Origin of the sequence: Martinezella miluonensis (assembly GCF_900094545.1) — a bacterium.
Taxonomy (GTDB): Bacteria; Pseudomonadota; Alphaproteobacteria; order Rhizobiales; family Rhizobiaceae; genus Rhizobium; species Rhizobium miluonense.
Genome location: NZ_FMAH01000043.1, coordinates 26886 through 46460, shown reverse-complemented (window position 1 = coordinate 46460; position 19575 = coordinate 26886). Strand labels below are relative to the sequence as shown.

General features: G+C 59.1%; 18 protein-coding genes. 13 read left to right on the top strand and 5 right to left on the bottom strand.

Annotation, left to right across the window (positions count from 1 at the left end):
- Positions 1 to 57 precede the first annotated feature (57 nt).
- From GA0061102_RS26330 to GA0061102_RS26275, 12 genes are all read left to right on the top strand, one after another.
- On the top strand, positions 58 to 957 hold the full coding sequence (locus GA0061102_RS26330; RefSeq protein WP_092854696.1) for a carbohydrate ABC transporter permease: 900 nt from the start codon (positions 58 to 60) through the stop codon (positions 955 to 957).
- The gene (locus tag GA0061102_RS26325; RefSeq protein ID WP_092854694.1) at positions 954 to 1835 is read left to right on the top strand and encodes a carbohydrate ABC transporter permease; all 882 of its coding nucleotides are present in this window, start codon (positions 954 to 956) and stop codon (positions 1833 to 1835) included. The genes GA0061102_RS26330 and GA0061102_RS26325 overlap by 4 nt, the downstream gene beginning before the upstream one ends.
- 30 nt (positions 1836 to 1865) lie before the next feature.
- Positions 1866 to 3386, top strand: a complete 1521-nt coding sequence (locus tag GA0061102_RS26320; RefSeq protein WP_092854692.1) for a DUF5060 domain-containing protein — start codon at positions 1866 to 1868, stop codon at positions 3384 to 3386.
- Positions 3387 to 3401: 15 nt separating this feature from the next.
- A complete protein-coding gene (locus GA0061102_RS26315) occupies positions 3402 to 4472 on the top strand; it encodes an ABC transporter ATP-binding protein (protein ID WP_092854690.1) in 1071 nt (356 codons plus the stop codon).
- Positions 4473 to 4870: 398 nt separating this feature from the next.
- The gene (locus GA0061102_RS26310) at positions 4871 to 5758 is read left to right on the top strand and encodes an amino acid ABC transporter permease (protein WP_245298144.1); all 888 of its coding nucleotides are present in this window, start codon (positions 4871 to 4873) and stop codon (positions 5756 to 5758) included.
- Complete coding sequence (locus GA0061102_RS26305; RefSeq protein WP_092854687.1) at positions 5758 to 6519, top strand: amino acid ABC transporter ATP-binding protein; 762 nt, start codon at positions 5758 to 5760, stop codon at positions 6517 to 6519. Before GA0061102_RS26310 ends, GA0061102_RS26305 begins: the two co-directional genes overlap by 1 nt.
- 38 nt (positions 6520 to 6557) lie before the next feature.
- On the top strand, positions 6558 to 7388 hold the full coding sequence (locus tag GA0061102_RS26300) for an ABC transporter substrate-binding protein (protein WP_092854685.1): 831 nt from the start codon (positions 6558 to 6560) through the stop codon (positions 7386 to 7388).
- Positions 7389 to 7519: 131 nt separating this feature from the next.
- Positions 7520 to 8392: a polysaccharide deacetylase family protein gene (locus tag GA0061102_RS26295; RefSeq protein ID WP_092854683.1), complete on the top strand. Its 873-nt coding sequence runs from the start codon at positions 7520 to 7522 to the stop codon at positions 8390 to 8392.
- Complete coding sequence (locus GA0061102_RS26290) at positions 8389 to 9288, top strand: polysaccharide deacetylase family protein (protein ID WP_092854681.1); 900 nt, start codon at positions 8389 to 8391, stop codon at positions 9286 to 9288. The genes GA0061102_RS26295 and GA0061102_RS26290 overlap by 4 nt, the downstream gene beginning before the upstream one ends.
- On the top strand, positions 9278 to 10639 hold the full coding sequence (locus GA0061102_RS26285; RefSeq protein WP_092854679.1) for an MmgE/PrpD family protein: 1362 nt from the start codon (positions 9278 to 9280) through the stop codon (positions 10637 to 10639). Before GA0061102_RS26290 ends, GA0061102_RS26285 begins: the two co-directional genes overlap by 11 nt.
- A gap of 48 nt (positions 10640 to 10687) precedes the next feature.
- Entirely contained in the window at positions 10688 to 12076 is a 1389-nt protein-coding gene (gene argH / locus GA0061102_RS26280) for an argininosuccinate lyase (protein ID WP_092854677.1), read from the top strand.
- Between the two features lie 75 nt (positions 12077 to 12151).
- Positions 12152 to 13057, top strand: coding sequence for a LysR substrate-binding domain-containing protein (locus GA0061102_RS26275; protein WP_092854675.1), 906 nt, complete (start codon positions 12152 to 12154; stop codon positions 13055 to 13057).
- Between the two features lie 87 nt (positions 13058 to 13144).
- Here GA0061102_RS26275 and GA0061102_RS26270 read toward each other — a convergent pair whose 3' ends face one another.
- The 5 genes from GA0061102_RS26270 to GA0061102_RS26250 form a co-directional block, all read right to left on the bottom strand.
- Positions 13145 to 13651: a hypothetical protein gene (locus tag GA0061102_RS26270; protein ID WP_092854673.1), complete on the bottom strand. Its 507-nt coding sequence runs from the start codon at positions 13649 to 13651 to the stop codon at positions 13145 to 13147.
- Positions 13652 to 13963: 312 nt separating this feature from the next.
- A complete protein-coding gene (locus GA0061102_RS26265; protein WP_092854671.1) occupies positions 13964 to 14740 on the bottom strand; it encodes a FadR/GntR family transcriptional regulator in 777 nt (258 codons plus the stop codon).
- A gap of 107 nt (positions 14741 to 14847) precedes the next feature.
- Positions 14848 to 15804 carry an L-arabinose ABC transporter permease AraH gene (araH, locus tag GA0061102_RS26260; RefSeq protein ID WP_167668064.1) on the bottom strand — a complete coding sequence of 319 codons (957 nt, stop codon included), beginning with the start codon at positions 15802 to 15804 and terminating at the stop codon, positions 14848 to 14850.
- 16 nt (positions 15805 to 15820) lie between these two features.
- Entirely contained in the window at positions 15821 to 17326 is a 1506-nt protein-coding gene (araG, locus tag GA0061102_RS26255; RefSeq protein ID WP_092854667.1) for an L-arabinose ABC transporter ATP-binding protein AraG, read from the bottom strand.
- Between the two features lie 71 nt (positions 17327 to 17397).
- Positions 17398 to 18381 carry an arabinose ABC transporter substrate-binding protein gene (locus GA0061102_RS26250; protein WP_092854665.1) on the bottom strand — a complete coding sequence of 328 codons (984 nt, stop codon included), beginning with the start codon at positions 18379 to 18381 and terminating at the stop codon, positions 17398 to 17400.
- Between the two features lie 288 nt (positions 18382 to 18669).
- Between GA0061102_RS26250 and GA0061102_RS26245 the strand changes: the two genes are divergently transcribed.
- Positions 18670 to 19563 (top strand): aldose 1-epimerase, encoded by an 894-nt coding sequence (locus tag GA0061102_RS26245; protein ID WP_092854664.1) that lies wholly within the window; start codon positions 18670 to 18672, stop codon positions 19561 to 19563.
- The last annotated feature ends 12 nt before the right edge of the window (positions 19564 to 19575 follow it).

The window sequence follows — 19575 nt, the reverse complement described above, 5'->3', positions numbered from 1 at the left end:
GGCTCGCTGGTTCGTTTCGCAGAACTGGCAGTGGCCATCCGCTGCCTGGAGGAGAGCATGTCCATCAAGCAATCGACACATGACCCGCGTGTGCAAGCGTTCATTCTGCTTGTGCCGGCTCTGGCGATCTACGCCGTTTTCGCCCTTTACCCGATGTTCAACGTCGTCCTGCTGAGTTTCCAGAAGTGGAACGGACTGGATCCCCAGCGCCAGTTTGTCGGGCTTGCAAACTACTCCGCGATCTTTACGAGGGACCCGGTTTTCTGGGTGGCCTTTCGCAACACCGTCATCTGGACGCTGATGAGCCTGGTCTTCCCCCCGATGGTGGGTCTGATGCTGGCTCTTAGCCTCAATCAGAGGATTTTCGGCCGCAACGGCCTCAGGGCGATCTTCTACCTCCCGGTTATCATCGCGCCGATCGCGGTCGCGACCATGTGGAAGTGGATGTATGACCCGTTTTTTGGTCTGTTCAGTCAGTTGCTGACGAACTGGGGCCTGCAGAGCTGGATCAAGGATTGGCTTGGTAACAAGGACATCGCGCTTTATTCGGTCTTCATCGCCTACCTCTGGCAGACGGTCGGGTTTTCGATGGTTCTCTTCCTTGCGGGCCTTCAGAACGTGTCCCAAACCCTCGTGGAGGCGGCTCGCATCGATGGCGCCGGCCGTTGGGCCGTCTTCAAGCATGTGACGCTTCCCGCGCTGCGTCCGACCGTTACCATCGTGCTGGTGCTTTCAATCATCTCGTCGCTCAAGGCCTTTGACATTGTCTACGGCCTTACCGGCGGCGGACCGGCACAATCGACGCAGATGCTCGCACTTTGGGCCTTCACGCAAGCAATGCAGATCTTCGATTTTGGCCGAGGCGCCGCGATATCGGTCGTCCTGCTGGCCATCACGATGGCGATCGTCATCCCCTACCTGCGCTGGACCCAAAAGCACGAGGAGACGGAAGCGTGACAGCCATTCAAACCGAAACCATCGCCCACGCGGACACGCAAGCCTCATCCGCAAAGCGTGACCCCGTACTCATCGCATTGTGGATCACGCTCGTGCTGGTCGCCCTGATCTGGGTCGCGCCCTTCGTCTTCATCGTGTTCACGTCGCTGAAGACGCCGGCTGCCATCACCGGCACGGGAGCATTCATGCCGCCGACCGAACTCGCCATCGACAACTATAGCGGCGCCTGGAGCCGCGGTAACTTTGCGAATTCCTTCCTCAACAGCGTCATCATCACGGTTATCAAAGTGCCGCTCGGCCTGATGCTCTCGGCCATGGCAGCCTATGCGCTCGCCAAGATCAGATTGAGGATCAGCAAGCTACTGCTTCTGCTCGTCGTTTTCGGAACCATGATCCCCTTCCAGGTCATGCTCGCTCCATTGTTCACTTTGGTGAATTCGTTCGGGCTGATCGACACCTATCCGGGGGTCATCCTTCCCTACATCGCCTTCGGCGTCCCCTACCAGGTCTTCATCCTGCATGGGTTCTTCAAGGGAATTCCGAAGGAACTGTCGGAAGCAGCGCTGATCGACGGCGCAACGCACTTCACGATTTTTCGCCGGATCTTCCTGCCCGTCTGCCTTCCGGTTCTTGCGGCTCTGCTCATTCTCGACTTCGTCTCGACCTGGAACGAGTTCGCCATGGCGCTGGTGCTGCTGCAAGACCAGCACATGTGGACGCTGCCGCTGGGTCTCATGTCGTTCCAGGGGCAGTTCTCAAGCAATTACGGCCAGCTCAATGCCGCGATCGTCATGACGGTCCTGCCGGCCACCATCGTCTACCTGATGTTCCAGCGCTACTTCGTGTCCGGCCTCACCTCCGGCGCGGTCAAAGGCTAAGGCCAGAAGAATTTCTACGAGGAGAATTCAATGTCTAATGCAGCTGTCGAAAAATGGGGCATGTTCGAGGCCTCCTTCCAAGGGCCTTCGCACGGAAATCCCTATCTCGACGTGGCGTTCGATGCCGTGTTCACCCACAAGAGCCGGGAGGTCTGCGTTCCGGGCTTTTACGACGGCAACGGGACATACCGTGTACGGTTCATGCCTGACGTTGAAGGCGAATGGACTTTCCGAACGCGCTCCGCGACAGAAGCACTGGATGGCAAGACTGGCTCTGTGGTGGCAACGGCACCCTCCTCCGGCAATCGTGGGCCGGTTCGCGTGCGCAACAAGTTTCACTTCGCCTACGCCGACGGAACGCCGTTCTTCTCCTTTGGGACGACCTGCTACGCCTGGACACATCAGCCGCTCGACATGCAGAAGCAGACACTGGAGACGCTGGCGAAAACGCGCTTCAACAAGATCCGAATGGGCGTCTTCCCGAAAGACTACCCGTACAATGTGAACGAGCCGCTTTACGCCTGCTTCGAAAAGAGTGCCGACGGCAAGGAAGACTTCGATCGGCCGAACCCGGTCCTCTTCCAGCATTTCGAACAGCAAGTCGCTGCATTGTGCACCCTTGGGATCGAAGCCGACATCATCATGTTTCATCCGTATGACCGGTGGGGCTATGCCGACATGTCTGCGGAGCAGGACTATCGCTATGTCGCCTATCTCGCAGCCCGTCTGTCGGCCTATCGAAACGTCTGGTGGTCGCTTGCCAATGAATACGACTTCCTGATCGACACGAAGCCCATGACGCAGTGGGATCGCTATTTCCACATCCTCGAGGAGAATGATCCGTACCAGCACCTGAGATCGATCCACAATGGTGACGTCAACTCGAACTACGACCACCGCAAGCCGTGGGTGACCCACACCTGCATCCAGAATCCCGACGTCAAGCGCACCCAGGAATGGCGTGAGACCTATGGCAAGCCCGTTGTAAATGACGAACCTGAGTACGAAGGAGACATTCTGGAGTCCTGGGGTAATCTGAGTGCGCAAGAACTGGTCCACCGCTATTGGATCACGGTCACCCGCGGTGGCTACATCGGCCACGGCGAAACCTACTCCCACCCTAAGGACCTGATCTGGTGGGCGAAGGGTGGCGAACTTCACGGCGAAGCCTGGAAGCGGATCGGCTTCCTCCGTGGTCTTCTCGATGCGGACGTCAAGAACGGCCTGGATCCGATCGGCCCGGTCACCCAATGGCCATGGTCGCGCGTCTCGGGGGCACGGGACGGGGATGGCGACTTCCGGCTGATTTACTTCGGCGAGCATCAGCCGATTATTTGGTCGTCTGGCCTGCCAATGGACGACGATAATTATGACGTCGACATCATCGACACCTGGGAAATGGCCATCACTCCCGCCGAGAGGGTCAAGGCTCCGGTTACCCATCCCGTGCGTCATGGTGCGGTAACGCGCGGCGGAAAGCCGGATGCGGCGTTCGGCGTGGTCATTCCACGCAAGCCGCATCAGGCTCTACGGGTCCGCAGACAGCGCTAGTCTAGAGGAGTTGAAATGTCTGGATTGAACATCAAGAACGTCAAGAAGTCCTTCGGCTCGGTCGACATCATCCACGGCGTCGATGTCGATATCGCCGACGGCGAGTTCGTCATTCTTGTCGGCCCCTCCGGCTGCGGCAAGTCCACCTTGTTGCGAATGATTGCCGGCCTTGAGGAAATATCCGCTGGCCAGATCAGCATCGACGGCAGGGTCGTGAACAACCTCCAGCCGAAGGATCGCGACATCGCGATGGTCTTCCAGAACTATGCGCTCTATCCGCAGATGACGGTTGCTCAGAACATGGGCTTCGCCCTGGAGCTTGCCGGAGTGAAGCGGCCGGAAATCGACAGGAAAGTCGGCGAGGCTGCATCCATCCTGGGCCTGCAGCCTCTGCTGGGACGGAAACCCGCACAGCTATCCGGCGGCCAGCGGCAGCGTGTCGCGATGGGCCGAGCCATCGTTCGAGATCCGAAAGTATTTCTCTTTGACGAGCCTCTGTCGAACCTCGATGCCAAGCTACGCGTCAAGATGAGAGCTGAGATCAAGGCGCTGCATCAGCGGCTGAAGACCACGATCGTCTATGTCACCCACGATCAGATCGAGGCCATGACCATGGCTGACAAGATCGTCGTGCTGCAGGGCGGTCGAGTGGAACAGATCGGTAGCCCTCTCGAACTATACGACCGGCCCAAGAACGCGTTTGTTGCAGGCTTCCTGGGATCGCCAGCGATGAACTTCCTCGAGGGATCTCTACAGGACGCCGGTGGTCCAGCATTGAGCTTGCCAGGCGGCTCGCGGATAAAGCTTTCGCGAGCGCCAAGCGCGTCGGAGGGCAGGCCTTTGATGCTCGGAATCCGGCCGGAGGACATAGCGCTCGGCGACGAGGATGGCGTCGACGCAGTCGTGAAAGTGATCGAGCCAACCGGTTCGGAAACCCATGTGGCCATTGAGGTCGAAGGCAGGGAACTAACATGGGTCGTCCGCGACCGTGTCGAGCTTGTTCCCGACCAGCGCGTAAAGCTTTCCTTCAAAACCCCCAAGGCTCACTTCTTCGACCAGCGGACCCATCAGCGTCTGGACGCCTAGCCCGGCCTAGAAGGCAAGGCCGCAATGAACAAATCGGAGCCCTCCATATCTCGACGGGATATGGAGGGCTCCTGATGTCGTTTTTGCGCCGTGGCGGATAGGAGGCGGTGCGCTCGCGTGGCGCTGTTCTCGCGGCACGAGAGTAGGAGAGAATACGGATCAATCTCTCTGCGGACAGCTAGCGGAGTTCAATAGGAGCCGCAGCTCGTTCTCGAGCCCACAAGGGCGTGACAACTTCAAATCGCAAGGCTGACATCACATCGGCACCTCGACATCAATTTATGCAAACATCGCATAAATTCCATGTCCAAATGTCGTTTGCGGATAAATCTGAACGCGGCGTAAGCTCCCTCCAAATTAAAAGATCGAACTCAAATTCGATACCAGGGAACAACTTCGTGAATAACTCAGCTCTCCTTGACCTTGATAAGCTCCAAATTGTGCGGCCACGAAAAATTGGCAACAAAATCATGGCTGCCATATGCATCGTGCTGCTTTTGCTGCTGGCGAGGGCCTTCTGGCAAGGCGACATCGCCTGGCAATATGTTTCGGAGAATCTCTTCTCCAAATCCATTTTGTCGGGTGTTTCCAACACGATCATTATGACGTTCTGTGCCATGGTCGTCGGTATCGTTCTTGGCGTTATCGCAGCCATCATGCGCATGTCGGACAATCCGGTTCTGCGCAATATTTCCATCGGATATGTCTGGCTCTTCCGCGGCACACCGGCCCTTCTGCAGCTGCTCTTGTGGTTCAACCTCGCCCTGATTTTCCCGAGGATAGGTATTCCGGGGCTGCTCTCGGTGCGCACCGTCGATGTGATGACACCATTCGTTGCCGCACTTCTCGGTCTGGGAATCCAGCAGGGTGCCTATACCGCCGAAGTGGTGCGTGCCGGTCTCCTGTCGATCGACAAGGGCCAGATGGAAGCCGCCCAGTCGATCGGCATGACGAAGCTGCGGGCAACGCTGAAGATCGTCCTGCCCCAGGCCATGCGCGTCATCGTTCCGCCGATCGGCAACGAGACCATCGGCATGGTCAAGCTGACGTCGCTCGCAAGCGTCATCCAGTATTCCGAGGTGCTGAGGAGCGTCGAAGACATCTACTACGTTAACTCGCGCGTCATCGAGCTGCTGATCGTTGCCGCTATCTGGTACATGGTCGCCGTCACCATCCTGAGCATCGCGCAGATCTACATCGAACGGCATTTCTCCAAGGGCTGGGGGCGGCGTGATGCCGGCGCACAGCATGCGACCCATCAGGCTCTGGTCGGGGAGGCTGGCTGATGGACGCGATCATCAAGGCACATGGGCTGCAGAAGTATTTCGGCACCTTTCACGTCCTGAAGGACATTAATTTCGAGATCAGGAAGGGCGAGGTCGTCTGCATCATCGGCCCTTCCGGTTCGGGCAAGAGCACCTTCCTGCGCTGCATCAACCAGCTCGAACAGATCGATGCCGGCTATGTCACGGTCGAGGATGAAATCGCGGGCTACCGCCGCGACGGCAACCGGCTGTTTCCGCTGCCGGATCGCGAGATCGCCCGCCAGCGCCAAGCCGTCGGCATGGTCTTCCAGAAGTTCCATCTCTTCCCGCATCGCACCGTCTTGCAAAACATCATCGAAGGCCCGGTCGGCGTGCAGAGAAGGCCGCGGCAGGAGTGCATCGCCGAGGCGCGCGCGCTTCTTCAACGTGTTGGACTGGCCGACAAGGCCGGCGCCTATCCGGGCGAACTTTCCGGCGGCCAGCAGCAGCGCATTGCGATCGCTCGCGCGCTCGCAATGAAGCCAAAAGCCATGTTGTTCGATGAGCCCACTTCGGCCCTTGATCCCGAACTTGTGGGCGAAGTCCTTGGTGTGATGAAGGAGCTTGCCGCTTCCGGGACGACGATGATCGTCGTCACGCATGAGATCGGCTTCTGCCGCGAGGTCGCGGATCGTGTCGTCTTCATGGACGCCGGCATGATCGTCGAGACCGGGACGGCCAGCGACATATTGGAAAACCCCAGGAATCCCAGAGTGAAGAACTTCATCTCTGCGGTGCTTTAACAACAAAACCTGAAGAACGATCATCAGAGGAGAATTTCATGAAGCCCATTCGTCTCGCCGTTTCGGCGGCCCTGCTGTCTCTCGCTGCGACCGCCGCCTCGGCGGATTCCAACCTGAACCTGCTCAAGGACGGCGAGCTGCGCATCCTGACGAACCCGATCTATCCGCCGATGGAATTCGTCAATCCGGACAGCGGCACCATCGACGGCTTTGACGTCGATCTGGCAAATGCGATCGCCAAGAAGCTCAATCTGACGACCGTCTTGGTCACCTCGGCTTTCCAGGAGCTGCAGAGCGGTCTCCAGACCGGCCGTGCCGATATGATCATTTCCGGCATGAGCGACAATGTGAAACGTCAAGCAAGCATGGACTTCGTCGACTACATTACCAGCGGCCCGATCCTGTTTACTGTCAAAGCCAATGCTGACACCTACAAGCAGGCGAGCGACCTTTGCGGCAAGACGGTCGCGGGAAGCCGCAGCACGTCCTTCGGCGATAACGTCAAGGATTGGAGCGCGGCCAATTGCCAGGCGAAGAGCAAGCCAGCCATCAAGTTCGAGGGAACAGCAGATTCGAACGCTGCCCGTCTCGGGATGAAACAGGGCCGCTATGATGCTGTCGTACAGGGCATCGAGACGATTGCCTATCAAATGCATGTCGAGCCAGACACTTACAAGCTGGTCGGCGATCCCCTGCTCAGCAACGACACGTTCGGCATGGCCTTCAAGAAGGACAACACGGCACTTCGCGATGCAGTTGCCGGAGCACTCGACGCTCTCATCAAGGACGGCACCTATGATCAGATCCTCAAGAAGTGGGGTCTCGTTCACAATGCCGTTCCGAAGGCCGTCGTGAACGGCGTCAAGTAACCTCTATAAGAAGCGCCGCCTCAAGAGCGGCGCTTCCCTACACAATGGAAGCAACATTCAGCCGAGGTGTGCAAGCACTCGCGGACGGGTGATTGCGCCCTAAACACATCTCAAGACGCATACAGAGTTCCATGATCACGAAGACTGCAACCAGGACGGCAAAACCTCCTCTGTGGCCGGCAGGTCGGCAGTCGGCGGTGGCGCTTGCCTTCGACGTCGACGGCCCGACGGGCGACGCGATGCTCGACGGATCGCTTCTGTCCAATCCGCGTTATTTCACCCAAGGCGCCTATGGCCCCTGGCGGGCCCTGCCGCGGCTTCTCGACCTCCTGCGCGACTACGATCTCAAGGCGACGTTCTTCGTCCCGACATGGGTGGTGGAACATTGGCCGTCGCAGTGCGAACGCATCCTCAAGGATGCCCACGAAATTGCCTATCACGGCCATTATCACGAGGTCTTCATCGACTGCAGCCGACAGCAGCAGCTCGACATTATGGGCCGCTCCCGTGAGATTTTCCGCAGCCACATGGGAGTGACGCCGGTCGGCTTCCGCACTCCCTCTGGCGACTGGAGCGAAGAGACGGCCGAACTGCTGCACGAGTTCGGCGTGATCTACTCCAGTTCGATGCGCGGTGACGACCGGCCCTATTTTCATACCACCTCTCGCGGCCGCGGCCTGGTCGAGATTCCAGGTCGCTGGGACATCGACGACTACACCGCCCTTGCCTACAGCGAGGACCCTGATTTCCCGATCGGTCTCGACCGGATTTCCGGCTACGCCGATGTTCAACGCAACTGGTGCGCCGAATTCGAAGGCTATCACCGCGAAGGGCTCTGCTGGACGACGATCCTGCATCCGAAGGTCTGCGCCAAGCCCGGCCGGCTTGCGATCCTCGAAGGCCTCTTCAAAACGATCACGACCCATGGCGACAGTGTCTGGGCGACGCATTGCGCCGAAATCGCAAAATGGTGGATCGCGCAACATCCGGAGAATGCCGCATGACCAGTATAGCTTCCGGAGCCGTCTGGCCACAGGGCAAGAAATGCGCCGCGATCGTCTCGGTGATCTTCGCAGATGGGCGCGATGCGATTGCTCAGGCACCCGATCTCACGGGGCGCAACAAGAGCTTTTCGGTCTGGCAATACGGCGCAGCGCGGGGCGTGGAACGCCTATGTAATGCATTTGCTGATGCCGACGTATCCGCGAGCTGGTTCGTGCCCGGCGCTGTTGCTGAAAAGCACGCTCCGCTGCTACGCGATATCGTGTCGGCTCGGCATGATATCGAAAGCCATGGCTGGGATTTCGAGCGCTACGATACTATGCAGGTACCCGCAGCGCTCGATCTTCTCCGGCACAGCCGCGAGACGCTGGGCGCGATCGCTTCGAATGAAGTCTCCGGCTTCCGGCTCCCCGCCGGCAACTGGCCGCGTCACTTTGACCATCTGCTTCTCCAAGCAGGCTATTCCTGGTCGGCATCGCTGAACGGCGACGATTTGCCCTATAGCCATGCATCGTCGCTGGTGGAGATTCCGGTTCATAACGAACTTGAAGACCGGCCCTACTTCCAGTTCAATTTCACCCCGGCCTTTCCGAAGGGCCAAGGGCGCATCCCCTCCTATGAGGCGGTCCTTGGCAACTGGATCTCCGAATTCGATGCCTACCGCAAATACGGTCTCTGCTACGTCCTCCAGCTTCGGCCGGAATGGACCGGCACACCCGGCAGGATCGCGCTCGTTGAAGCGCTGCTTAGTCACATCAACAGTTTCGGCGACATATGGCTGACGACGGCCGCCGAGGTTGCGCGCTGGCACGCCCGCAACGGTACCGCGGCACCCAGCGATCATCCGATCAATGTTTACGAAGCCTATGTCGATGAGGAGCAGGCCGGTGAGCGATAATCTGGCACGCATCCTGGCAGAGCTGGTCTGTGCGACCAGCTTCGATGCCTTTCCCCTTGAGACCATTCACAAGGCGAAGCTTCATATTCTCGATACGCTTGGCGCCGCGATCGCCGGTTCAGCGTCCCGCGAGACCGATGCCGTTGTCGAGGTACTTGGACTTCGAGCAGGAACCGGACTTTCGCCCGTCTGGGGACGGCCAATCATGTCGGACCCAAGGACTGCGGCATTCGTCAACGGCGTCTCAGCCCATGCCTACGAGCTTGACGACAGCGGCGGCTGCGACCATTCCGGTGCTGTCGTCCTGCCCGCCGTGCTCGCAGCACTAGGCGATCGTGATCGGCAGCTCAGTGGCCGTGAACTCCTGCGCAGTGTCCTGCTTGGTTATGAAGTCGGCCGTCGTGTGCTTGAAGCGCTCGGCGGATACGAAGAGCATAATGGTCTCGGCTGGCACTCGACAGGCACATGCGGCGCATTCGGCGCAGCCGCCGCCGTTGGCAGCATGTTGAACCTCGAGGCAACTGCCATGGCGTCCGCGCTTGGTTCGGCCAGTTCCTTTGCCGGAGGAACCTGGGCCTTCATCCATAATGGCAGCTCAACCAAAAAACTTCATGCCGGTCGCGCCGCCGAAGGCGGGCTCATGGCCGCCTATCTCGCAAGGCAGGGCTTCGAAGGTCCAGACAGCGTCTTCGAGGCGGGACGCTGGGGCAGTTTCTTCGCAACCTTCGGCGCGGGCAAAGATGATCCGCAGGCCCTTGTCCGCGACTTTGGACTTTCTTGGCGGCTCAACCGATGCTCCATCAAGCCGCACGCCACCTGCCGCGGCACGCATGCGGGGATCGATGCATTGGATTTGCTGCTTGAGCATCATGATCTCACAACCCGTGACATCGCGGCCATCGAGGTGGATATCAGCGGTTTCCAATATGGCATGTGCGGCGGCAAGGTCATCGAGTCTCGCGCGCAGGCGCAGATGAGCCTGCCCTACGCGTTGGCTGCCAGGCTGCGTTACGGCAAGGTTTTTCTTGCGGAGCTGGAAGAGGCTGCCTGGTCTGCAGCGGAGATCGGCCCGTTGATGGATCGCATCTCCGTCCGCATCGATCCGGCGATGAAGGATGAGGACGAACCGGCCATCACCATTGTGACCGTCGCTGGCGAGCGGCACCGGCTTGTCGTCGAGTTCCCCTTGGGCGGGCCACAGAACCCGCTGAGCGACGAACGGCTGGTCGGCAAGTATGCCGCACTTGCCGGAATGGTGCTGCCGGCCACAAGGATCGATGCCCTTAAGGACTTTGTCCTCGACCTTGAAAACCAGATCGATGCCCGCAGCCTGCCTGCGCTGCTTCAATAAAGGATGCGGCCGAGGAAGGGCGGCATCCGTGCAAAAGGGAAGACCGAGATGAGAAACCAGAAAGAAGCCACATGGTCCCCGCTGTTCAAAGAGGCGGTTTCGAGGGACTTCGAAAGCTTTCACGAATGCCTTGATCAGGACAAGCGCATAGCACTACACGATGTTGCAGGCTCCAAGGTTCATGCCAAAATGCTGGCGCGCGCCGGCATCATTACATCCAAAGAGAATGCCGCCATCCAGACCGGGCTCGATCAGATCGCCGACGAAATGCGTTCCGGCGCCTTCGAATGGAAGCCTGAACTCGAGGATGTTCATACCAATGTCGAAAACCGGCTAACGGCACTGATTGGCGATGCAGGAAAGAAGCTGCACACTGCCAGGTCGCGCAACGACCAGGTGGCAACCGATATCCGCCTTTATGCGCGTGAACAGCTGGATCTGCTGAAGGACGATCTGAAGAGGCTGATTGGCGCCTTCGTTGATCTTGCGGAAAACCATGCCGATGCGATCATGCCCGGATTCACGCATTTGCAGGTCGCCCAACCCATCACCTTCGGTCATCACATGATGGCCTATGCCGAAATGTTCAGGCGGGATCTCGATCGCGTCGGTGCCGCCCGCGAACGGCTCAATGTCTCGCCACTTGGGGCCGCCGCACTGGCGGGCACGGGCTATCCTATCGATCCCGAGTACAGTGCTTCTCAGCTCGGCTTTTCGGGGTCCTTTGCCAACTCCCTCGATGCCGTTTCCGACCGCGACTATGTCGTCGACGTCTGCAGCGCCGGTGCGGTGATCATGGGGCACCTGTCACGCTTCAGCGAGGAGGTCATCCTGTGGTGCACACCGATGTTCGATTTCATCGAAGTTGGCGATCAGTTCTGCACCGGTTCCTCGATCATGCCTCAGAAGCGCAATCCCGATCTGGCGGAACTGGTGCGCGGCAAGGCCGCTCGTGTCATCGGCAACCTTGCCTTTTCCGCGGCGCTGATGAAAAGCCAGCCACTTGCATTCAACAAGGACCAACAGGAATCGAAGCCGCCGCTGACCGACACTTTCGAAACCGTCCGTGCGGCCGTCAGCGTCACGGCCCAGATGCTTGCGACCATCAAAGTGAAGCATGAGAAGATGCTGGCAGCCGCCAACCAGGGCTATTCGACAGCAACCGACCTTGCCGACTACCTCGTGCGCGCCGGACTGCCGTTTCGCGATGCTCACCACGCCGTCGCAGCGATCGTCGGCGCGGCGCGCGACAAGGCGCTGCCGACGCTCTCGCAGCTTTCGCTCGCTGACATGCAGGCCTTTGCGCCATCCATTCGCGAGGACGTTTTTGCGGTGCTGACGGTTGAGGGATCGGTTGCCAGCCGCGATCACAAGGGCGGAACTTCACCACGCCGGGTCAAGGAGGCTGCTCAGGCGGCGCGGCTAACGATCGCCTGAGCGTATCGGTTGCCATTCAATCTGCATGCTTTAAAGCTTGTGGCTTCCAACAGCAGCGGGGAAGCCGGATAAGGGATGGAGCCGAGATTCGATCATAACAGGTTGCCGCCGTTGCAAACGCTGCAAACCTTTTCCGTCGTCGCGGAAACGGGCAGCTTCACGGCGGCGGCGGCCGAGCTCAATCTCAGCCAAAGCGCCATCAGCAGGCAGGTCCAGCAACTCGAACATTATTTCGGTTGCAGCCTGTTCGAGCGCCATACCCGCAAGGTGGCGCTGACGGAGCGCGGCATGGCGCTGATCCCGATCGTCGACAGCCTTCTTGCGTCGCTGAAGACCTCGTTCGAGGCAACGCGAATGACGGTGAGTTCGTTGACTGTCCGCATGCCGCCAACATTCGCACGAAAATGGTTCCTCCCGCGACTACCCGATCTCCACAGCCATCATGAAGATCTGAATATCAATATCGACACCGCATGGTTCCTGCGGCCCACCTTTTCGGTTGGCGATATCGACATGCTCATTACCTACGGCAACGGTCATTGGCCCGGCATGGATATATTGCCGCTGCTACATGAACGGCTGACGCCGATGTGTTCCCCACAACTCCTTTTCAAGCTTGGGGATCCGCCTGAGGTGAAGAACCTGCAAGACTGCGTCCTGCTGCACTCCAATCCACGTCATAGCGACTGGACGCTCTGGCTGCAGGCTGAAGGCGCCTATTCCTTCCAGGCTTCTCGTCATCAGGTCTTCGACACGCAGGACTTCGCGATGACGGCGGCTGCAAGCGGCTATGGGGTGACGATGGGCGATCTCGCCTTTTCGCGGCAGGATCTGCAAAGCGGCGAGCTGGTTGCGCCCTTTGAGCGGATCATCGATAGCGGTTACGGCTACTACGCGCTTTGGCCGGCCCGGGCGGAAGCGCGCCAAAAGGTGCGTGCCTTTGCGGACTGGCTTGAGGCCGTCAGCGCGAATTCGGACTGAATGAGAGCCCCATTTTTGTGGGGCGCTCTTGCAAGACTAAGTTATTAGGAGAGGAGCACGTTCAAAGAGCTTCTCTCCTTGTGTCTGTTAAGCCTGTGGTTTGCGGCCACGCTTCGGCTTGTCGGCATCCGTCGTTGCCGCCGCTGCCTTGGCACCGGCCGTCTTGATAGACGCGGATTTCGAAGCGGCCGGCCTCGATGCAGGCGCCTTCACCTTCGACTTGGCCGCATTCAGCAGGGCTGCGCGACGCAGGCGGTTTTCCTCGAGTGCCTGCTGAAAGGCGACGTCATTCTCCGCATGCTGGGCAAGGTCATCCAGAAACTCGGCAACTTGGCTCACCGTTTCCACGACGATGTAGCTCAGCCCCTCTCCCGCATTGACCGCATCTCGGCCGATGGTCACGCCAAAGCCACCGGGCACGCGCTGAAACCAGGTCGAACGCCACTTATTGAAGCCAGCAGCATCGCGCTCGAACTCTTCGAGATAGGCCTTCTGTTCTGCTATTCTTCCACGGAAGGTGTCGATGGCACTGCGCATACCGGTCTTGGGCTTGTCAGCCTTCTTCGAAGACCATTTCTCCAGAAAATTCGCCATTATGTATGTCTCTTTTTGTTTCGTCATCAAACGGATTGTCATGCTTCACGGCAACAAAGTGCCTTGGCACCTGTCTGCCAGAACGTTCTACAGAATAGCCGTATGATGGCAACATCATGAGTCGAGTTTGATAAAGCCTGGAGCAGAGTTCGATCTCAGTGCACAATGTGCACCCGTCAAGCCAATCTCGATTGGCATCACCATAGCAGGCATCATCCCTGCCGCCTCGGAGGGCCGCTCACACCGCAAAGCTGCTCCCTTCAAAGCAAGCTGATCGATCCCGTTTCCGGCAACCGGCAACAAGGCCTGGGTCTAATCCGATTGTTCCTTTGGCTTGGCGGCGCGCAGAGCGTCGCTCAGCTCCATTCTAGCCGTTCCGATCAGTTGCTCCATGGCAAAGCGGGCGGCATCAGGACGGCGCATGCGGATCGCGTCCAGAACATCCTGATGCCGCGCGATGGCATATTCATGAGACTGGCTGGCCCGGTTGGTCAGGCGGAAACTTGCAAGCAGGGCTGCCCCGATGGCGGTGGCAAATTGGCGAAACACCCAGTTGCCGCTGGCATTGATAATAGCTGTGTGAAACTCCAGGTCCGCTTGGCTCCACGCCTCGTTGTCACGGGCATTGGCGGCGACCATGTCCTCGAATGCCTCGGCGATCCGCGCGAGCTGCTTTGCAGTAGCGTTGGCGGCTGCTTGCGCGGCGGCGGCGGGCTCCAGCACCTGCCGCGCATCGAGCAGGGAATCGTAGAAGCTCCGGTCGTTGCTGAGCGCCAGAGTGGCGTCGAGAACCAGCGGGTCCAGATAGTTCCAGTTCTCCCGCGGCAGGACCGTGGTGCCTGCGCGGGTACGCGAGCGAACCATTCCCAGCGCCGAGAGATATTGCATAGCCTCCCGCAGGCTGGTGCGGCTGACGCCATAGACCTCGGAAAGCTCGGCTTCATTGGGAAGGATCGAACCTTCGGCAAGGGCGCCCGAGACGATCTGCCCGATGAGCTTCTTCAACAGTTCCTCGCGCACTGTACGCCTTCCCTGCTCGGGCGTGGCCCGACCGTGCGTCGTCCGTAAAGACCCCAAACGCGTACTCATCACTTGCACTCCCTTCCGCTGGCCCGGTGGCGATCATGAGTGGCGCCACGCCCAGGCATCAATGCGCAACTGCAAGCCCGGCAAACTTCTCCCAAGGAATCTGATCGTCATGAGCGTGCGCGTTGCCCTGCCGCTGACGAGCGCAGATTGTCAAGCAGAACGGCGATCAGCAGAATGCAGCCGCGCACGAGATATTGATAAAAGGCCTGTATGTTGAGCAGGTTCATCACATTCTCAGCGATGCCCATGATGAGGACGCCGACGATCACACCGGTCATTGCTGCGCGGCCACCTGCGAGAGACACACCGCCGAGCACGCAGGCGGAGATGACGGACAGCTCGAGCCCTGTTGCCGCATTCGGTTGTCCTGACGTGATGCGCGAGGCCAGCAGAATGCCCGCGATGGCGCAGACAAGCCCCTGCAAGGCGAATATCCAGATCCGCATGTTGACGACATTGACGCCGGCAAGGCGCGACGCCTCGGGATTGCCGCCGATTGCCAATGTATTCTTGCCGAAAACGGTGCGATTGAGGGTGAAGCCGAAGACGATGAACAGCAGGATCATGATCCATATTGGCGTCGGCACTGTCAGGAAGCGCGAAAGCGCCAGCTGATAGAAGGCCGGATCATTGATGCCGACGGCGCGACCGTCCGATGCAATCAAGGCGAGACCGCGAACGATCTGCATCGTGGCAAGCGTGGTGATCAAGGCATTGATGCGGAACTTGGCGATGACGACGCCGTTGACGACACCGACGACGCTGCCGCAGATCAGGGCTGCCACGAGCCCAAGCGGAATCGAACCGGTGGAATTGGACACCATGACGGCGATCATGCCCGAGAAGGCGACGGTCGAGCCGACCGACAGGTCGAAGTCGCGCGAGGCGAGGCAAAACATCATGGTGCAGGCGACGATGCCGATCGTGACCACCGACTGCAACAGGCCGAGCATGTTGCGCTCCGTCAGGAAGCTCGGAACGAAGAGCGAAACGACCACGAAGGCGATCGCAAAGATCAACACGAGGCCCTGTTCGCCGAGGAGAATTTTTTTCAACGAGTTCATCACTATCGTTCCCGAATTAGATTGTGCCGGCGGCATTCTTGTCTGGCAGGGCCGCGGTCAGAATGGCCCGTTCGTCGAAATCGGCGCGCACGACATTGGCGGCAACGCGGCCCTGGCACATGACCATGATGCGATCGGAAATACCCATGACTTCGGGAAGCTCGCTGGAAATGACGACGATCGCCATGCCGCCTGCGGCAAGCTCGTAGAGGATTTCGTAGATTTCCGACTTAGCGCCGACATCGATGCCGCGCGTCGGCTCATCGATGACAAGCACTTTGATGCCCTGTTCGGAAAGCCAGCGGCCGAGGATGACCTTCTGTTGATTGCCGCCCGAAAGATTGACGATATCCTGTCGGCGCGAGGGCGTCCGGACTCTGAGCTTGGCAATGAACTGGTCGGCAACAGAGGCCTCCTTTTTCAGATTGAGGATGCCGAACGGCGAGAAATGCCGTCTTGAGGAAATGGCAATATTCTCCTCGACCGACCGCCCCTGAATAATGCCGTCGAACTTGCGGTCCTCGGGGCAAAGAACCATGCCGGCGCCGATGGCAGCCTGCGGGTTGTTCGGCGCGACGGCGATGCCGTCTATCGAGACGCTGCCCTGATGACGATGATCGGCACCGTAGAGAAGCTGGGCCATCTCACTGCGGCCGGCACCGATGAGACCGAAAAAGCCCAGAATTTCTCCCTTGCGGACCGAGAAGCTGACGGGGGTGCGCAGCTTGGAGCCCGAGAGCCCATTGACCTCGAGACGCACCTCGCCAAGCAGGCGTTCGCGCCAGCCCCAGATATTGTTGATCTCGCGGCCGACCATCTGTGCGATGATCTGCTCTCGCGTCGTATCGGCGATATTCGGATGATGCGCCGCGAGTTTGCCGTCGCGCAGCACGGTGAGGCTGTCGCAAAGCTGGAAGATCTCATCCAGGCGATGCGAAACATAAAGGATGACCGTGCCGTTGGCTCTCAATCGGTCGATCAGGGAGAATAGGATTTCGCTTTCTCGGGAGGAAAGCGACGAGGTCGGCTCGTCGAGTGCGATCACACGCGCTTCGACCATGACCGCCTTGGCGATCTCCACCATCTGGCGGGCGCCGATCGAAAGCGACGAGACCTTGGCTGCGGGATCGACATCGATGCCGATCTCTTTCAATTTCGCTCGCACCGTCTCGATCAACGTCCTGCCGTCGATCACCCCGACTTTGCCGGGGAAGCGACCAAGCCAGAGGTTTTCGGCGACTGTCAGCTCCGGCACCAGCTGAAGCTCCTGATGGATGACGATAACGCCGGCATGAAAGGCATCGCGGACGGAACTGTAGTTCTGTTCCGCACCATCGATGACGATGCTGCCCGCATCCGCTGCCTGATCGCCGGAAAGAACCCGGATCAGCGTCGACTTGCCGGCGCCGTTTTCGCCCATCAGACCATGCACCGCACCCCTTTCGACATCGAAAGAGACGTCGGACAGTGCCTGGACCCCAGGATAGCCCTTGGAAATGCCCTTGAATTCAAGGAAAGCCATGATTGCTCCATCGAGAAAGGCCCGGCGGCAGCGATGTAGCCGCCGGGACGGAGATCACCCCGACAGGATGATCATTCGATGCCGAGATCCTTGCGAACCTTCTCGTAATCGCCACGCAACGCCAACGAACCGGAGGTCAGCGTCAGTTTCGCCGGCTCCTTATTGCTGGCGATCCAGCCGTACATATCGAGCGCAGTCTCGTAACCGTGGCGCTTCGGCGAGATGATGACCGTGCCGAAGAAGCCGGTTGCGGCAGGCTTCTTGAACTCGTTGATCGCCGAATCCGCGCCACCGATACCGACACCGATCATGTTTGCAGTGGGTATGCCGACCGATTCCGATGCGCGGACGGCGCCGAGCACGGCTTCGTCGTTGAGACCGAAGGCGACCCAGTACTTGATATCGGCATGCTTGTTGAGAACCGTGGTCGCGGCATTGAGTGCTGCTTCCGTGTCGGTCTTTGCCTGCGGCGCATCATAAATATTCGCAGCCGGGAAGCCTGCGGCCTTCAGAACCAAGATCGCGCCCTCGACGCGGTCGACGGCCGTCGGCAGCTGATCGTAGGAAACGCGGATCGCGCCGACATTCTTCATATCCCAACCGCGCTTCTTGATTTCGTCGACAAGCGCCTGCCCCACGGTCTCGCCGATCTTGGTGGCGGAGATCCCCATATGTGGCACATCTTCGAGCGGCTTGCCCTCGGCGTTCACCAGACGGTCGTCGACGGTCATCAGCTTCAGCTGGTTGGCCGTGGCCTTAGCAACGATGCCGGGGCCAAGCTTGACGTCCGGCGTGCAAATGATGAAGCCCTGCGCACCTTGCGCGCCGAGATTGTCGATCGCCGACTGAACCTTCTCGCCATCCTCGGCGCCGATCTTGACAAGTGTGAAGCCCTTCTCCTTGGCCGCCTGGTCGGCAAACTTCCACTCATCCTGGAACCACGGCTCCTCCGGCTGCTTCACGATGAATCCGATCTTCACATCCTGTGCAAGGGCCGAGCCGGCGGCCAGAACGGCAAACGCGCCCGCAAGGATCGCTGCTTTGATAAAGCGCATGGTCTCTCTCCCTGAAATTTGGCTCTGCCATTGATCGGCAGCAAAGTGTGAATATGAAAAAACATCATACCAGTCAACATTTATGTATGATTATTTATGCCGGCTTTGCGCCACAGGCAGCCAAAACTCATTTGAAGAGATGTCATTTCATAAGGAATGCTAGGCAATTGCGCACGGCGCCGGCGATGTCGCAAAAATAAATCCTATATATTGACATTGGAGATGGCGGATATAGGGTGCCCATCCATTCAGGATCGGCCTTGGTTGTAAGGGGAAGGCAGCCGCTTAATGAGCATTATCGATTTGCAGGATGGCTCGCTTTCAGTCCGCGTATTAACCTTGGGCGGCGTATTGCTCGATTACTCTTGGACAATCGACAACCACAGGATTGCACTGCTGAGGCCCGCCCCGGATGAGGCGGACGCCTCATCCTCCGCCTGCTACCCCCTCGTTCCCTTCGGCAACCGGATACGGAACAATCGCTTTACATTTGCAGGGCGCGACTATCAGCTCCGGCCAAACACGGTCGCGGACCCTCACTATCTGCACGGCGACGGCTGGCAGGCGGAATGGTCCATCCTTTCCCGCAGCAGCAACGAATTGCAGATCGGCTTTCGCCATCAGGAAAGCGCAACGCCCTATAGCTACGAGGCAAGGCAGACCATCGCCCTGTCATCCGAAGGGCTGACGCTTCATATGAGCGTGGAAAATGTCGGCAAGGACGCGCTGCCGTTCGGACTTGGCTGGCATCCCTACTTCCCGATGACCGCGCAAACGACGCTCTTCGCGCCGGCGCGGCGATTTTGGACCGAAACCGAGGGCTGGCTGCCGGGAGAGCGCACCGACATCCCAGCTGATCTCGACTTCTCGCAATCTTCGCCGCTGCCTCGCCGCTGGGTCAACAATGGCTTCGAGGGGTGGAGCGGCGAGGCCCAAATCACATGGCCGGAAAGACGCGCCAGCCTGAAGCTGACTGCGGATGCGGCGGTTAGGCATGCATTCATCTTCATTCCCGACACAAGCTTCAACCCGGCCTTTCGCCACGACTATTTCTGCTTCGAACCGATGTCTCACCTAGCCAACGGTCATAACCTCCCCGATCTGGGAGATTTGAAGATCCTGCAACCCGGAGAGACGCTTGCAGGATCAATTCGCCTGCAGCCACAAAGATATGCTGATTGACTTGCGGCCGGC

Excerpts from the sequence above, each read along its gene's own strand:
- GA0061102_RS26250 (WP_092854665.1), bottom strand. The coding sequence starts at position 18,381 with ATGCGCTTTATCAAAGCAGCGATCCTTGCGGGCGCGTTTGCCGTTCTG.
- araH (WP_167668064.1), bottom strand. The coding sequence starts at position 15,804 with ATGAACTCGTTGAAAAAAATTCTCCTCGGCGAACAGGGCCTCGTGTTG.
- GA0061102_RS26320 (WP_092854692.1), top strand. The coding sequence starts at position 1,866 with ATGTCTAATGCAGCTGTCGAAAAATGGGGCATGTTCGAGGCCTCCTTC.
- GA0061102_RS26315 (WP_092854690.1), top strand. The coding sequence starts at position 3,402 with ATGTCTGGATTGAACATCAAGAACGTCAAGAAGTCCTTCGGCTCGGTC.
- araG (WP_092854667.1), bottom strand. The coding sequence starts at position 17,326 with ATGGCTTTCCTTGAATTCAAGGGCATTTCCAAGGGCTATCCTGGGGTC.
- GA0061102_RS26305 (WP_092854687.1), top strand. The coding sequence starts at position 5,758 with ATGGACGCGATCATCAAGGCACATGGGCTGCAGAAGTATTTCGGCACC.
- GA0061102_RS26330 (WP_092854696.1), top strand. The coding sequence starts at position 58 with ATGTCCATCAAGCAATCGACACATGACCCGCGTGTGCAAGCGTTCATT.
- GA0061102_RS26275 (WP_092854675.1), top strand. The coding sequence starts at position 12,152 with ATGGAGCCGAGATTCGATCATAACAGGTTGCCGCCGTTGCAAACGCTG.
- GA0061102_RS26270 (WP_092854673.1), bottom strand. The coding sequence starts at position 13,651 with ATGGCGAATTTTCTGGAGAAATGGTCTTCGAAGAAGGCTGACAAGCCC.
- argH (WP_092854677.1), top strand. The coding sequence starts at position 10,688 with ATGAGAAACCAGAAAGAAGCCACATGGTCCCCGCTGTTCAAAGAGGCG.
- GA0061102_RS26295 (WP_092854683.1), top strand. The coding sequence starts at position 7,520 with ATGATCACGAAGACTGCAACCAGGACGGCAAAACCTCCTCTGTGGCCG.
- GA0061102_RS26290 (WP_092854681.1), top strand. The coding sequence starts at position 8,389 with ATGACCAGTATAGCTTCCGGAGCCGTCTGGCCACAGGGCAAGAAATGC.
- GA0061102_RS26245 (WP_092854664.1), top strand. The coding sequence starts at position 18,670 with ATGAGCATTATCGATTTGCAGGATGGCTCGCTTTCAGTCCGCGTATTA.
- GA0061102_RS26300 (WP_092854685.1), top strand. The coding sequence starts at position 6,558 with ATGAAGCCCATTCGTCTCGCCGTTTCGGCGGCCCTGCTGTCTCTCGCT.
- GA0061102_RS26265 (WP_092854671.1), bottom strand. The coding sequence starts at position 14,740 with ATGAGTACGCGTTTGGGGTCTTTACGGACGACGCACGGTCGGGCCACG.